We start from the raw sequence: 16,049 nt of genomic DNA on the forward strand, positions 1-16,049 counted from the left end.
TTTTGTTTTTATATAATATATTTTTTGATTTTTTCAATATTCGGGCATTTCTACAAAACAAAGAAGGTAGATAATCATTCTTCAGGAGATAGGTTTTTAGTATTAATTCCGGCATATAAGGAGGATGAAATAATTATTCATACCGCTGAGGAAGCTCTTGGTCATGATTTTAAAGGAGGAGAGTTTGATGTTGTGGTAATTGCTGATAAACTAAAGCAATCTACTGTTGAGACAATTCGTAATATGGGTGCAACTGTGATTGAAGTATTCTTTGATCGAAGCACTAAAACCAAATCAATAAATAAAGCTCTTGAAGAAATTCAGCATGATTATGATCACATAGTTATTTTAGATGCGGACAATGTAATGGAAAAGAATTGTCTTGACATCTTAAATGGGTATTTGAATAAGGGTTTTTATGCTGTTCAGGGGCATAGAACGGCAAAGAATCGGGATTCCGCCTTTGCATTATTAGATTCTATCAGTGAGGAAATTAATAATCATGTATTTAGAAAAGGCCATAGAGCATTAGGATTTTCTTCGGCATTAATTGGTTCGGGTATGGCTTTTAAATTCCATTTCTTTAAAGAAATAATGAAGGGCAATGAAGAAATGGGAGGTGAGGATAAAGAGGCAGAATTTAGAATTATCGGAAGACGTAAGAAGATAGCTTATGCAGATAATGCCATTATTTATGATGAAAAAGTCTCAAGTGCTGCAGTATTTGCAAAACAACGTACTCGTTGGATAGCAGGACAGTTTTATTTTTTTAGAGATCACTTCAAACCGGCATTTCTTCATTTACTGAAAGGAAACTTTGACTATTTTGAAAAGTTTCTTCAGGCATTCATACCTCCAAGAGTTTTAATGTTAGGGGTTTTGCCTATTATGGGGTTAATCTCTTTACTAATACCATCAAATATACCTTGGTATTCTTGGTTTGCTCTTCTGGGAATTTTCCTTTTTGCTAATTTAATATCCATACCATCAAGGTTTTATAATCGTGATTTTGTTTCCGCAGCACTACAATTACCTAAGGCTATTATTGCTATGATGATAGGGATTTTTAGTGTTACGACTGCCCATAAGACCAATTTTCACACTCCCAAAACAAAAAAATCTGTTGAGAAAAAATAGATTTTAAGTAAAGAATTGCACTTCTTGTCACTTTTTTTTCACCGCAAACGTTTTCGGTGACATGTGGCTTGCGTGGGGAATTGTTCCACACTGTGTATAATTCGCATTCCACCAATTAATAATTTATATACAATCTTGAAATAGTTATATAAATCTTCCCCAATTTGTGATCATTTATTCCAATTATATAACTATTATACAATTTCTTACATTAACATGTTAGCCCCTGTTTACGGGTATTAGTTTAACAATTTCATTTATACATTTGCAATCGAAATACTTGACAATCAGTTAGTCGTAACTGATCAATTAAAAACAAAAACCAGCAAAATAAATGGAGAGAACTAAAATTCTATTCCGCGGGATTCTTTTATTAATCTTATTTGGGACTGCCTTTCAAATGGTAGCTCAAACTTCACCCGCATCTAGACAAACAGCTCAAACTTATACTTCGAAAACTGTAGCGCCTGGTGAGTCATTTGGCTACTGGCAATATCTACCGGAGAATTATACCAATTCTGGTGAGAAAGTTCCGTTGGTAATATTTTTACACGGAATGGGAGAGAAGGGTTCAGATCTTAATTTGGTATTGAGAAATGGTCCTCCTAAAATGGTAAAAAATGGAAGAAACTTTCCATTCGTTTTAATTTCACCTCAAGCTCGTTATCCATGGGACTGGTCTCCGGACTTCCTTGACGAAATGGTAAATGAAATGATCAATAAATACAATATTGATACTGACAGAGTTTACCTAACTGGTCTTAGCATGGGTGGTAACGGTGTTTGGGATTACGCTGCAACAAGCAATTATTCTGATAAACTAGCTGCTATCGTTCCGATTGCAGGTTGGATGACAAAAGACGGATGTAATCTTAAAAACTTGCCTATGTGGGCATTTACAGGAGAGTACGATGGTCCTGGTTCACCTAATACAGGTACAGAGAAAGCAGTTGCTGCTTATTTAAAGTGTGTTTCTAATCCTACACCAGAGCCAATTTTAACGGTATATCCTGGTACAGGTCACAATGCATGGGATAAAGCTTATGGTGATAACAACATGTGGAACTGGATGCTTGCTCAGAAAAGAGGAACAACAGGAGGGGGAGGAACTCCGCCATCTTCTGGAACTCCAACTGTATCAGCTCCAGCAGATAAAACAATAACATTACCTACTAATAGCATTTCTTTAACTGCAACAGCAGGTCACACGGCCGGAAAGTCTGTAACTGTAAAATGGAGTAAACTTTCAGGCGGTGCTGCAACATTGAGCGGTGTTAACACTAAGACTCTTAATGTTTCAGGAATGGTTAAAGGTTCATATAAATTTGAAGTAGTAGCAACTGATGGTGCTGGTCAGACAGCAAAAGATCAGGTAATTGTAATAATTAATGATCAGGTTACTAACCAGCCTCCAACTGTAAGCCTTGGTGCTGATAAAACAATTACGCTTCCTACGAACTCAATTAAATTGACTTCTAATGCGTCAGACCCTGAAGGTGGAGCATTAACTTACTCTTGGCAAAAGCTAATGGGACCAGCTGCTACATTAAGCGGAACTAAAAGCTCAGCTTTAAGCTTATCAAATATGGTTGAAGGTACTTATAAGTTTAGGTTGACTGTATATGATAATCAAGGAGACATGGCAAATGATGATATCTTTGTATATGTTAAGCCAAATACAGGTGGAACTAACCCGGCTCCTGCAGGACAATTCACTTACAACTATTATGAAGGAAATTATAGCAGCCTACCTGATTTTTCAAGGTTGACTCCTAAGAAAACAGGTGAGGCAACAGATATAAACTTATCATACGCTGTAGCAAGCAATACATTCCTACTTGAATTTATAGGAAGCATAACAGTTCCAACAGCAGGTGAGTATACTTTCTATCTGACTTCAGATGACGGATCTAAATTAAAGATCAATAACAATGTAGTGATAAACAATGACGGTCTGCATGCAGCAGTAACTAAGCAAGTAAAAGTAAATATGACTACTGCAGCTACTCCATTCGTTCTTGAGTACATGCAAAACTGGGGAGGCAAAGAACTTAAATTAGAAGTTGCAGGTCCTGGTATCTCTAGAAGAGTTGTTCCTTCATCTTGGTTTACAGGAAGTACTGATCCTGGTACTACTGACCCAGGTTCTGGAAGTGGTGAAGTAAGCGCAGTAATGAACGTTAACTTAACTCATATGACAACTGACATTAACGGGTGGAATTCTACAAAGACATATCCTGATGCTAATGTAGTTTCTAAAGCACTTAAGACTACTTCTGGAGCTAGCACAAGTGTTAAAATTAAAGTAGGCACTGGTTGGAGATCTGCTTCTGCAAACGGAATGACTACAAACAATACTGATGATATTCTACCTGATAATGTAATGAAGACATTCTATTACGCAATGCCAGGTGATAAAGCACAAATAATTGTAACTGGATTAGACAAGTCATTAACTTATAATCTGAACCTGTTTGGTAGCCGTAGTGGAGGTGGAGACAGAACAACAGTATTCTCTGCTGGTGGTAAGTCAGGAAAACTTCAGGCTTCTAACAATACTAGCAGCTGGGTTTCTCTTAAAGACTTGACTCCTGATGCAAACGGTCAGATTGTGTTAACAGTTCAAACAGCTTCTGGTTCAATGTACGCATACCTTAATGCAATGATCATTGAAGAAATCGGCGGAACTGCTAGTGCTTCTGCAATGACATCTTCAGCTGCAATCTCAGGAATTAATCCTTACCCTAATCCATTCACTGATTATATCAACGTTGGGTTTGCAGAAGGAAAAAGTGGAGAAGCAAATGTAGAAATCATTGACGCAAACGGAACTGTATATTTTCAAAACTCATATCAGGTAACTGAATCAATGACTGAGTTCAGAGTAGAGCTTGTATCAGCTAACATCCCTACTGGTACATACTATATCAAAGTGACCGGAGCTGGATTTGATGGAGCACCTGTAAGAATATTAAAAAATTAAGAGGGGATAGTAGTATGTGGGAAAAGCCGGGCAGCATTGTCCGGCTTTTTTTATTTTGTTTCTTCAATCATTTTCACTACATCTTCAGTAAATAAAGGAACACCATTTTTATTTAAATGATCTTCATCTACGAAAAGATCAAATTTCAAATTGTACTTGTCTCCAAAGTTGTAAAACTTCACTCCTTTATTATTAAGGTATTCTTTGAAATCCTCTATTCCTTTATAATACTCACTATCTGTTTTTGCATTTGCAAACGGACAAACAAATACTACAAGTTCAATATTGTTAGAATTGCAAAGCTCAATTATCTTGTTCAGATAATACATTTTTCCTGATGTATCAAAATTGTATTCGAACAGGTCCTGTGTACCATGATATTCGGTTGACTCATAGATCTTTGATCCATAGCTATCATAATCAGGCTTTTTGAAATGAAATAGGCTATTGGCCAATTGGTGTAACCCCCATGTGGTGTTTTGCTCTGCGTACCTTATAAAAGGAATAAAGCGGTACAATTGCCATTTTAATCCAAAACGTGAATAGTGCTCATACACTTCTTTTTCTTTGTAATAAGGAAAAAAACGAGGATATGAAAACTGTCCAACCACCTCTGTATCTGCTTCCCAGTTATCGACATTTAAATAAAGAGTTTTGATCTTATTCCCTCTTTTCAAAAACATTTCCAGCATCAGGGCATGAGTTGGTGTGGTACTTCCATCCAAAGAAATATTTATTCCTTTTAAGTTTGTATCCTCTACAACCTTTTTTGTATCAATACAGGTATATGGTCTACTACTACCGTGAATAGCAAAATCATACTCATTATTTTCCGTATTGTTTAGCCACTGTGTTTTATAATATGTTCCTTGTTGATAGATCGATGTAAATGCAAAGTCTAAAAACCAGAATACAGCATAAACCAGTACGAAGAATATTAATAGATTTTTAAATAATCTTTTCATATCAGAATTGGAAATAGATGAAGTCGCTTGGATCAACAAAGACTCCAAATAATGCGATAATTATTAATAAAAGTATATATCCTGACCACCTGATCCATCTATGTCTATTGAATATTTCAATTCCCTTTTTCCATTGCATTAATAATTCAAATGAAAGTAGCATTATGATTAATGGAAAACCAATTGCCATATTATAAAGGTCTTTTGTTTCTATCCTTTTAATTTCTCCAACAATATTAGCTTTCCAGTTAAGCATGTTATTAATTATGTCTATCGCCTCATTGAAACCTGAGGCTCTGAAGAAAATCCAGGCAAACATTACCAGAAGAATTGTATATGTCCTTTGAACCCCCGATGGAAATTTAAATGAAAAAAGTGGTTTTGCACTGTGGTAACTTTCTATCGAAACAGCTAGACCATGTATCAAGCCCCATATTACGAATGTCCAGGCAGCTCCGTGCCATATGCCTGACACGACAAATGTAACAAACAGATTAAATATCCACCTGAACATTGATACCCTGTTTCCTCCTAGTGGAATATATACATAGTCTCTAAACCATGTTGAAAGAGAGATGTGCCACCTTGCCCAAAACTCTTTAATAGATTTACTAAAATAAGGAGTTCTAAAGTTGGTCATTAAGTCAACATTGATAATTCTTGCTGCACCAATGGCAATATCAGAATAACCACTAAAGTCACAGTAAATCTGAAATGTGAAGAAGATTGTAGCAATTATTGGCCAAGGCCCATGAAATTGATCAGGATTATCATAAACGAGGTTAACAAAAAAGGCTAGTCTATCAGCTACAACCACCTTTTTAAACATACCCCAAAGCATTTGCCTTAAACCTAATACTATGTTTTCATACTTAAAGCCCTTGAGCTCGCGTAGCTGCCCAAGTAGATTTTGAGGTCGTTCAATTGGTCCTGCTACTAACTGAGGGAAGAAGCTCACATATAAGGCAAAAATGCCAAAATTCTTTTCAGCATGTGTCCTTTTCATAAACACTTCAATAGTATATGAAAGGGTCTGGAATGTATAAAATGAAATACCCACAGGTAAAATTACATCGGCATACGGTAAGCTATAGCTGGAGCCGAATGCTGAAAATGCTAAATTGATATTATCCAGAAAGAAATTATAATACTTAAAATAGAATAGCAGCCCCAGATTTACAGCCAAACTTATAAATAATAGTAGCTTTCTTTTACGCTCATTTGCAGATGACTCGATAGCCATTGCAACAAAATAATCAACAAATGTACTTAGTATTATTAGGCCGATATATTCCCATTTCCACATCATGTAGAAATAGTAACTGGCAACTAGTAATAAAACCCATTTTACAGCTTTTGGGAGCATGAAAAACAGGCTTACAACGACCGGAAAGAAGATCAAAAAATGGATCGAATTAAAAAGCATATTAGTTATTTTAGCCAGTGAGACAGATCTCTATTGATCAGATCCTGGAATTTTAAAGTGTCTTCGTAGTAAATATCAAAAGTTAATTTTTTTTCTATTTCCGGGTCAATTTTTGGTCTTTCAAGATTTTTCCCTCTCAACTTATTCAGTCCTTTTTGAATTACCAGGTTTTCTTTTAGTTTATTAAAAACCCCCGGCATGGCAGATTTGACAGATTTAAATATTACACTGTCTGTTCCATATAGTTTATCAAGAGCTTTATTTTTAACAAAGCCTGATTGATTAAATCTGATACTAACATCAGGAGTAAAAGATTCATCAACACCTACAAATGAGTATAATTCTCGAATTACTTTTTCTGGTTCCTTTTTCAAATCATCATAAAGAAAGATTTTAATCTGATCTTCATTAAATAATTTAAAATACCTGGAAAGATGTTTATAATAAAACCCTTCCTTAACCAAATCATTTCTTAACCACCAGATACTATTTTTGTCTAAAACCTTATCAAATGATGATCCCATAAGGTTGTTTTCTCTGGCCAAATGTAAGTATCTGCTATATAATCTTGATGATGGCTTCCTGAATATAGCTATAATTTTTACATCCGGGATGTATTTTTTTATATTCGAAGGTGCTTTATCTCCATAAAGATACATCGTTGATGACTCGCCCTTTTTTTGCCCTTCTTTAGCTGGTTCAAAAAGTTTATTATATTCTTCAAGATTAGTTACAGCCCACGGAAAGTCATAAAGTTTATAAGGATCTTTTTCCGGAGGAACAATATCCTCTCCTTCCAAAGCAAAAAAGTATGGCTCTTTTATCTTACTCATATAAATATCAGGATGTTGATCCAAATAGTTATGTAAGGAGGTTGTTCCCGACTTACCGGCTCCGATAAGTAAAAAGTCTGGGAAAAGTTTTTTTGTGTTTACAGACATATTTAAAACAATAATATGACGAAAGTTTTATTAAATTGGATAATAGTGATAATTTAGTGTCGATTTAAAAATCTAAATTACTACCAGATCGGGTTATTAGCAAAATAAATCAACTTTTTCAATATATATTTATATATTATAATTTTTTAGATGTCGGGTTCGGATAAAAAATATTGGGTAAAATCAGGGAGCTATACTTTAATGCAAAGGGTTGCAATGACCTTTTTTGGCTTATTAAGTTTCATTTTACTTATTAGACTGCTACCAAAATATGATTATGGTATTTGGGTACTTTTTGTATCTCTGACTTCAATCCTTGAGGTAATTAGAAATGGATTTATAAGAAATCCGCTGGTTAAGCATGTAACTAGTCATGATAAATCTGAATATGATGAAATATGTTCAGCTTCCTGGGTGTTAAATTTGGGTTATACCGTACTGGTTACTTTATTGATTTTGGTATTCAGATTTCCTTTAGAGTCATTATGGAATGCTAGCGGGCTTTCTGAGATATTGATGATCTATTTGATTACAAATTTTCTTCTTATTCCTTTTTCGCAATTCGAATATATTAACCAAAGTAACTTTGATTTCAGGGGGACATTCTGGATATATTTTATAAAACAAGGTTTTTTCTTTTGCTATGTTTGTTTTTGTTGGATTAAAGGAGTGGAAGTTTCCTTGATAAATCTTGCCATGGCACAATCATTTGGTGTTTTATTAGCGGCTCTTGTGGGGTATATATTCAGCAGGCAGTTTTTAAATAAAAGATTTATTATTTCTAAAACATGGTTGGGTAATTTATTTCATTTTGGAAAGTACACGCTAGGTACAAATATTAGTACCATGTTATTTAAAAATACTGATAAGTGGATGCTTGGTTCTATGATGTCTCCTGCAATGGTAGCGCTTTATGAACCTGCAGTAAAAATAAGTAGCCTTGTTGAAATCCCTACTATGAGTATTGCAACGGTGCTTTTTCCACAAGCATCAAAGAGAATAAAGGAGGAAGGAGTAAAAGCTGTAGCACCATTATATGAAAAATCTGTAGGCTTGATTTTAGCACTTATAATACCCCTGGTGATTTTTGTTTTAATATTCCCATACTTTGTAATTAAAATTCTTGCTGGTGCGGAGTATTTGGATACCGCTTTAGTTGTGCAGGTAACTATATTTTATGCTCTAATTGAACCTTTTGCTCGTCAGTTTGGAGTTGTTATGGATGCAACTGGTAGACCTAAAATTAATTTTTACTTTATCGTTTTGGGAGCTGCTCTCAATGTGATTTTCAATTATATATTTATTTCAAAATTCGGACTGGTAGGAGCTGCTTATGGAACACTAACTTCTTTAGCAGTCGGATTATTCCTTAATCAAATGTATCTTAGTAAGAAGTTGAGTGTTAGTTTTTTAAGGGTACTTAAGGAATGTTTTAATTTTTATCGAAAAGGGCTGTTAATGTCAGCCAGATACGTAAGATGACCATGAATCAAGATATAACAACCAACGAAGATATAATAATCTTTACTTTATCTAGATGGGATTCACCAATCTCTTCTCCTTCATTGGCTATTGCCAAAGAATTTGCTAAGAAGAACAGGGTTTTTTATGTTGATCATCCTTTTTCATATAAGGATTTGATAGGAAACTTCGATTCTTCTCAAATAAAGCAAAGGATGAATACATGGTTTAAATCTGATACAAGATTTTCAAGACCTGAAAAACTACCGGAAAACTTAACTATCGTTACTCCAGGATTAACTGTTCCGATAAACTTTTTGCCTCAAGGTAAATTGTATGATTATTTTTCAAATTTGAATGATAAAATAATATTAAGGGCCATTACTGAAACTATTGAAAAGTTTGACATTAAAGATTTTATCTTTATAAATGCCTTTGATCCATTTTTCCTTCAAAAGTTACCGGAATCAATAAAACCTAAGGTATCAGTTTATCAGTCTATGGACGATATATCACAGGTGGCATATACACATAAGCATGGTTCTCGACTTGAAAAGGAGACAATTGCCAATTATGATGTGACTTTGACTACAGGTAAAGAGCTTCATAAGATTAAAAATCAAGTAAAAGGGTCTGCCTATTATCATCCAAATGCTGCTGATTTGAAGCTTTTCAAAAGAAGTCTTGATCCTAACTTGATAAAGCCAAAAGACTGGCCAAAAGAAGCTACTGATAAAGTTGTTGGGTTTATAGGAAATATTGAAACACGGATGGATTATCAATTATTAGAAGGGGTAATTGATAGATTAAAAGATTATAAATTTATTTTTATTGGACCAACCGGAACTGATGAATATAAAACAATTGACTTATTTAATAAGAATAATGTTTTTTATCTTGGACCAAAAAAGATTGATGAATTGCCGGGGTATTTAAAATATATTGATGTTGCAATTATTCCGTTTAAGTGTAACACATTAACTAAAAGTATTTACCCTCTTAAGATAAATGAGTATTTAGCAGCTGGTAAACCTGTTGTTGCAACAAGGTTTTCGGAAGATATACTGACTTTTTCTGAAGTTATTTCTTTCGGAAGCGATCCTGAAGAATTCGCTGAAAGTATAGTTTCAGAATATGTAAATAATAGCGAAAAGAGAGTGGAAGCCAGATTTAAGGTGGCAGAAAAAAACACCTGGGGAGCAAGAGTAACCCAGTTTTGGGATATTTTAAAATCTTATAAGAATAAGGGATATGAGCATGTTGGATAAATCCTGGATCAATGAAAAGATATTGAAATGGGTAGTTTTGATATTTTGTTTTGTTAGTACATATTTTTTCTTTCTAAAAATTGTGTTCTTATAATTTATGCAAGACGTTGTCTTAAAATATAAGGAATTAATAGTTATTACCTTAATCACAGTACTTTCATTAGGACTTGCGGTGATTATGGGGAAGGGTGGTTTTGCTATAAGCGCAGGACTATCAGCATTTTTTATTGGTTTAATTATTCTGATCATATCATTAATTTCCCTCAAGGTTGGGGGTATTATCATCATTATATTGGGATTTACTTTAGGCTGGGTAAGAAAGTATCTTCCAATTGATATTCCGGTTGGCTTGGCATTAGATGCAGTGTGTTTTGTCCTTTTGCTTTACATTTTGCTCCGGATGAAAAGTGAAAGACAGTTTGGTTTTCCAAATAATGCTTTAACATGGGTTTGGTTGGCTTTTGTGGTATATAATTTTATTCAAATAGCTAATCCGTTTACATTTTCAAGAGCTTTATGGTTTAATGGTTTTCGGACAGCCTTGTTTCCATTTATGTCGTATATTCTTTTCTATAATATTGTAGATTCAAAAAAAACGGTAAAGCTTTTTATTAGGGTATGGTTGATATTAGCATGTTTGGCAGCAGTTTATGGCTTGTATCAGGAGTTTTTTGGATTTTTAGATTATGAAGTAAGCTGGCTTTACAGGCATCCGGAAGTTGCAACAAGGATATTTACATTTGGACGTTGGAGAAGGTTTAGTTTTCTGGCAAGCCCTATGAGTTTTGGAATTATCATGGCATACTCTTCATTATTATGTATGGTTTTACTAGCTGGACCATTCAAGTCCAAGAGCAAAATTATTTTGGGAGTATTAATTGTGTTGATGGTCTATGCTATGTCTTTTACCGGTACCAGAACCGCATATGCACTAATACCTATTGGGTTGGTTTTCTATGCAATTCTAACATTTAGAAAGCCAGTTGTGATTGGTGTAGCTATGATGCTTATAGCCGGAGTGATATTTATTGTGATGCCACCATTGAATGCACAACATTATATTATTCAAACAGCATTTAGAGGTGATGATAAATCTTATGATGTAAGAGCTCAAAACCAGAAGTTTATTCAGCCATTTATTCAAAGTCATCCTATTGGGTCTGGTCTAGGAAGTACTATGGATGCATCAGGTCACCCTTTATTAGCCGGGTTTCCACCGGATAGCCAATTTGTTCTGGTAACTTTAGATACCGGATGGATTGGACTTTTAATTTATTTAACTATATTCTTTTTATCATTGAAAATAGGGGTTGAAGCTTACTTTCGTTCGGATGACCCTGAAATGAAAATATTATTAGCAGCTTTATTGACAACAATTTTTACTATCATGGTGGGAAATTACCCACAAGAAGTAATGCTAATGGAAACCATGACATATTGGGCAATATCAGTGGGTATGGTTATTAAAATGACAACGATTATAAACAATAAAATAAAACAAAACACCGCTACAGAATAAATTTTAAGATCATGAAACAAAATCTATTAATCATTTTTATTTTCGGAGCATTTGCGATGAATGCTCAGAATGTCGACTATGATAAAATTATTTTACCGGAAGAAGCATCCGGACTTTCGTTTGAAGAAAAACTAGTCAGACTTGCTTGGTTAAATTACCCATTAAACAGAGTAAGAGAAAATAATGTTGAGGTTGCCAAAAAAGATATTCATTTAGCTCAGTGGGATTGGTTAGATAATGTTGAAGCACAAGGAAACTTAAATGAATTTAATATTGATCCAGATCCAGGTGAAGGTAATCAGTTCTTTCCTAGGTACAACTTTAGATTAACTCTTAAGTTAGGTGATTTGGTTAATACTCCTGCTGAGGTGAAAAGAGCTAAAGCTATCTATAGAAATTCCCTGGAAGAAGTAAATGCACAAAAGTTAACAATCAGGAAGGAAGTTCTTCAGCGTTATGAGAACTTTAAGCTCTACGATGAACTTCTTAAGATTAATACAGTTGCTATGGAAGATGCTGATGCTGAAGCAAAGCTTTTAGAGGAAAAGTTTAAAAATGGCGGAGCTACTTTAAATGAGTATAATACTGCATTAAGAGTTTACAATACTGAAAAAATAAAAAGAATGACAACCGAGAGAGATAGAGAAATCTCTAAACTGGAAGTCGAAGAGCTAATTGGGATGAAGCTTGAAGAAGTTAATTAATTAATTCATGATAATATTTTAACATCTGACCAGCGGCATTTTCCCATGAGAAAAAGGAGGATCTTTTTAACCCTTGTATTTTAAGATCTTCCTTTTTTTCTTCATTATCTGCTAATTCTAACAATGCTTCTGTTATAGTAGAGTGATTAAATGGGTCTATTAGTTTTGCTGCGCCTCCAGCCACCTCTGGCATTGATGATGTGTTTGAAGTAATTACCGGTGTATTACATGCCATTGCTTCAACTATCGGAAGCCCAAAGCTTTCTCTCAATGATGGATAAACATATAATTCTGCAAGATTGTAAATAAGTGGCATTTCAGAAGCTCTAATGTAACCTGGCAAAACAAAATATTCTCTAAATTTATTGAACCCCTGATCAGCTAAAATCTTATTTAGAACTTCTTCTTTCAAATCAAGAACTACCATTTTTAGTCCATTTGAACTTCTTTCCAAATACTCACAATATGCTTTTATCATAGATGGAGTATTTTTCTTTGGAGCCGTATTGCCAAGAAATAAAATAAACTTATCAGGCAAATTATGGGCAACTTTAAATGATTCTAAAAGATCTAAATCGTCAATTTTTTTAAATTTTTCGCTTTTTGCATTGTAGACAACTGATATTTTATCCTCAGGTAAGTTGAGTTTTTTTATGATCTTTTCCTTTTCAAATTCAGAAACTGTGATAATTTTTTTTGCCTTCGAAACAATCTGTGGAACAATAAACCTTCTGTAAATGTTACCAAAATTCTGGTAAGGCGTCCCATCAAAGTTTATTGACTCCAAATATATAATATCATGTAGTGTTAAAATTATTGGTGTACCACCTATTAAAGGGCCGGTATTACTAGTACAATGAAGAATATCAGGCTTAAATTTCCCAACAAGTTTTGGTAAAAGTACTTGTTCCCAATAAGGGTAATTATGCGATGAAGTCTTATGAATAATAACATTGTTACTGTTATGCAGGCATTGATCATCTTTGTCATCCTTAATAAAAACCCTTATCTCATCACTTGGACCAAGCTCTTGCATTGCCTTGATTAGCTCAAGAGTGACTACCTCCATACCATGTTTTTTTGGTCTGAATAATCTTTGGGCTTCAATCGCTATTCTCATTATTTATTTAATTCGTTTATAAACTTATCACTGATTTCTTTAGTAAATAATTCAGATCCTTCATTATTTAAATGTCCGAAATCAAATGAATATTTAGCAATATAAAATTGTGGGTAAACATTAGCGTCAGAAATACTAATGACCTGATTGTCAGGTAATCTATTTAAAATTGGTAAAAGTTCCCCATAGTTTTCATAGGTCTGGCGGGGAGGAAATAATATGAAAACCTTAATATTTTTAGATTCAACTTTTTGAATGATCTCATTCAAATAATTTAAATGATATTCGTTTAAATTATCACTATTTTGTTTTGAATAGCTTTCCAGACTAATATTCAAATATTCAGTAACTGAGGCCGTATCATTTACAAAGAAATCATTTCTTGATTTTAACTCTTTTCTATCTGAATCCTGAGTAAGTGGATTTGTCATTTCATCCATCAATGGAAAATATCCATCCTTATTTGGGCCAAGATAATAACTGTATTTTTCAGAATGTGGATCAATGTTTTGATAATCCATATACTCTGAAATATATCCTGCATTAGCATATTTTAGTCCATAGGATAAAGTATGACTAAATGCTCCGTAAACCTTGTTTGTTAATGATCGATTAGAATTTAAAATTGATCTAACACTAAACACAAAAGATTCGGGTGTATACCAAAAAGTACTCCTTGTTGTGCCCAGGTTTCTGATACTAACCTGGTTTGTATTCATTAATTCAATGATTAGATAATCAAGGTCTCCAGGTTCTAATGAATTTGATAGTTCATCTAATACTCTGTAAGTATCTGCAGCACTCATTGTATGAACACCAAAATTAAAAGTATTTGTATTTACACCTTTAGCCTTATTTTGTCTATCAAATTCACTTACATCAACTTGCCTATATAATCTACTTGAGCCAATCATTAGGCAATTATAATTATCTTCATTTTCCAGATAAAACTGAGTCTTACTATCAAGTCTGTCAAACCCCCATGAGAATGGAAGATCAAATACTGACCTAACTATAATGTTAAGAAGTAATACAAAGAATAGAATCAGTGATATATTGATTAATAGTTTTTTCATGCTAAAACTGGAAATAAATAAAATCGTTACTAGTAAAGATCCCGAAATTAAGGATCGCTGCAATCAATAATATGTAGAAAACCCAGCGAATCGGCTTTTTATTAAAAGCCATCCATTCTTCAATCTCTTTTTTACCTTGAAAATGTTGAATCACCTCTAAGATAAATATAAATATAATTGCTGTAATTAATTGATTTTTAGGCGTTTCAAGTAAGGCAAATGAAAGCTGTTGTGATTCAACTTTTAGACTGTTTGATAAAAGAACAAAAGCATCAGATATGTTATTTGCTCTGAAAAATACCCAGCCAATTAATACCAATATGAAGGTTGTTAATAATTGAATTTTGCCGTATAACCTTGGAACCTTATCAAGTCCAATTATCTGATTGATCTTAGCTTTTGGTTTTTCATATACAATGGCAAATATTAAATAAAAACCATGTAGAGCTCCCCACACAACAAAAGTCCAGTTTGCACCATGCCATAAACCACTAACCAAAAAGGTTATAAATAAATTCATATACCACTTTGGCCTGCTGGTTCTGTTTCCTCCTAGCGGGATATATACATAATCTCTAAACCACGTCGAAAGTGAAATGTGCCATCTTTTCCAGAATTCAGAGATACTTTTTGAAAAATAAGGCCTTTCAAAGTTTTTCATTAACTCAACACCCATGATTCGTGCAGTACCAATTGCGATGTCTGAATATCCAGAGAAGTCACAATATATCTGATAGGCAAAAAGGACTGAGGCAACTATGACATACCAACCCTTAAATTCATCCGGGTTGTTATAGATTTCATTTACAATCATTGCTGCCCGGTCTGCAACAACTAATTTTTTAAAGAACCCCCATGCCATTAGTCGTAACCCCGATGTAACACGGTTGTAATCAAACTTAGCATCTTGCTTTAATTGAGGAAGTAATTGCCTTGGGCGCTCAATTGGTCCGGCAACAAGTTGAGGGAAATAAGATACATACAATGCAAAGGTGAATATATTCTTTTCTGCTTCCTGCTGTTTTCTGTATACATCTATTGTATAACTCATTGTCTGGAAGGTATAAAACGAAATACCAACCGGTAGTAATACCTGTAGTACAGGAACATCATAATCTATATTAAAGATATTGATTACATCCTGGACATTCGAGCTAAAGAAATTGAAGTATTTAAAAAAGAAAAGGATTCCAAGGTTCGAGATTACACTAATCATCAGGAAAAATCTTCTCCTAGAAGCACTATCTGTTGACTCAATACTATTGGCTACAAAGTAATCTATAAAAGTTGATAGCAGTATTAAAATGATATACTCTGCCTTCCAACTCATATAAAAGTAATATGAAGCTATTAATAGCAATATCTGCCTGTGCTTTGGCTTCAGGAAGAAAAATATTCCGACAACTAACGGAAAGAAAAATGCAAAATGTAATGAATTAAAAAGCATGG

The 16,049-nt window shown here is 33.9% G+C and carries 12 protein-coding genes; 6 read left to right on the forward strand and 6 right to left on the reverse strand.

Annotated elements, in window-relative coordinates; translation table 11 throughout:
• The first annotated feature begins 24 nt into the window (after positions 1-24).
• On the forward strand, positions 25-1,137 hold the full coding sequence (locus tag HH304_RS02365) for a glycosyltransferase (RefSeq protein ID WP_169677834.1): 1,113 nt from the start codon (positions 25-27) through the stop codon (positions 1,135-1,137).
• A 334-nt stretch (positions 1,138-1,471) separates the two neighbouring features.
• Positions 1,472-4,120, forward strand: coding sequence for a PKD domain-containing protein (locus HH304_RS02370; RefSeq protein ID WP_169677835.1), 2,649 nt, complete (start codon positions 1,472-1,474; stop codon positions 4,118-4,120).
• 50 nt (positions 4,121-4,170) lie between these two features.
• Here HH304_RS02370 and HH304_RS02375 read toward each other — a convergent pair whose 3' ends face one another.
• From HH304_RS02375 to HH304_RS02385, 3 genes are read right to left on the reverse strand one after another with little or no spacing between them, the layout of a single operon-like run.
• On the reverse strand, positions 4,171-5,085 hold the full coding sequence (locus HH304_RS02375; RefSeq protein ID WP_169677836.1) for a hypothetical protein: 915 nt from the start codon (positions 5,083-5,085) through the stop codon (positions 4,171-4,173).
• 1 nt (position 5,086) lies between these two features.
• The gene (locus tag HH304_RS02380; protein WP_169677837.1) at positions 5,087-6,511 is read right to left on the reverse strand and encodes an MBOAT family O-acyltransferase; all 1,425 of its coding nucleotides are present in this window, start codon (positions 6,509-6,511) and stop codon (positions 5,087-5,089) included.
• 5 nt (positions 6,512-6,516) lie between these two features.
• On the reverse strand, positions 6,517-7,452 hold the full coding sequence (locus HH304_RS02385) for a sulfotransferase family protein (RefSeq protein ID WP_169677838.1): 936 nt from the start codon (positions 7,450-7,452) through the stop codon (positions 6,517-6,519).
• 150 nt (positions 7,453-7,602) lie between these two features.
• Here HH304_RS02385 and HH304_RS02390 point away from each other — a divergent pair, with 150 nt between their 5' ends.
• From HH304_RS02390 to HH304_RS02405, 4 genes are all read left to right on the forward strand, one after another.
• A complete protein-coding gene (locus tag HH304_RS02390; RefSeq protein WP_271711469.1) occupies positions 7,603-8,934 on the forward strand; it encodes a flippase in 1,332 nt (443 codons plus the stop codon).
• Between the two features lie 2 nt (positions 8,935-8,936).
• Positions 8,937-10,181 carry a glycosyltransferase gene (locus HH304_RS02395; RefSeq protein WP_169677840.1) on the forward strand — a complete coding sequence of 415 codons (1,245 nt, stop codon included), beginning with the start codon at positions 8,937-8,939 and terminating at the stop codon, positions 10,179-10,181.
• Between the two features lie 97 nt (positions 10,182-10,278).
• A complete protein-coding gene (locus HH304_RS02400) occupies positions 10,279-11,700 on the forward strand; it encodes an O-antigen ligase family protein (RefSeq protein WP_169677841.1) in 1,422 nt (473 codons plus the stop codon).
• An 11-nt stretch (positions 11,701-11,711) separates the two neighbouring features.
• Positions 11,712-12,404, forward strand: a complete 693-nt coding sequence (locus tag HH304_RS02405; protein ID WP_169677842.1) for a TolC family protein — start codon at positions 11,712-11,714, stop codon at positions 12,402-12,404.
• Here the strand turns inward: HH304_RS02405 and HH304_RS02410 are convergent.
• From HH304_RS02410 to HH304_RS02420, 3 genes are read right to left on the reverse strand one after another with little or no spacing between them, the layout of a single operon-like run.
• Positions 12,397-13,524, reverse strand: coding sequence for a glycosyltransferase family 4 protein (locus HH304_RS02410; protein ID WP_169677843.1), 1,128 nt, complete (start codon positions 13,522-13,524; stop codon positions 12,397-12,399). The genes HH304_RS02405 and HH304_RS02410 overlap by 8 nt on opposite strands.
• Positions 13,524-14,600, reverse strand: coding sequence for a hypothetical protein (locus tag HH304_RS02415; protein WP_169677844.1), 1,077 nt, complete (start codon positions 14,598-14,600; stop codon positions 13,524-13,526). Before HH304_RS02415 ends, HH304_RS02410 begins: the two co-directional genes overlap by 1 nt.
• A gap of 1 nt (position 14,601) precedes the next feature.
• Entirely contained in the window at positions 14,602-16,047 is a 1,446-nt protein-coding gene (locus HH304_RS02420; RefSeq protein ID WP_169677845.1) for an MBOAT family O-acyltransferase, read from the reverse strand.
• Between the last annotated feature and the right edge of the window lie 2 nt (positions 16,048-16,049).

The organism is Marinigracilibium pacificum, from assembly GCF_012926615.1.
In the GTDB taxonomy this organism is placed as follows: Bacteria; Bacteroidota; Bacteroidia; order Cytophagales; family Cyclobacteriaceae; genus Mangrovivirga; species Mangrovivirga pacifica.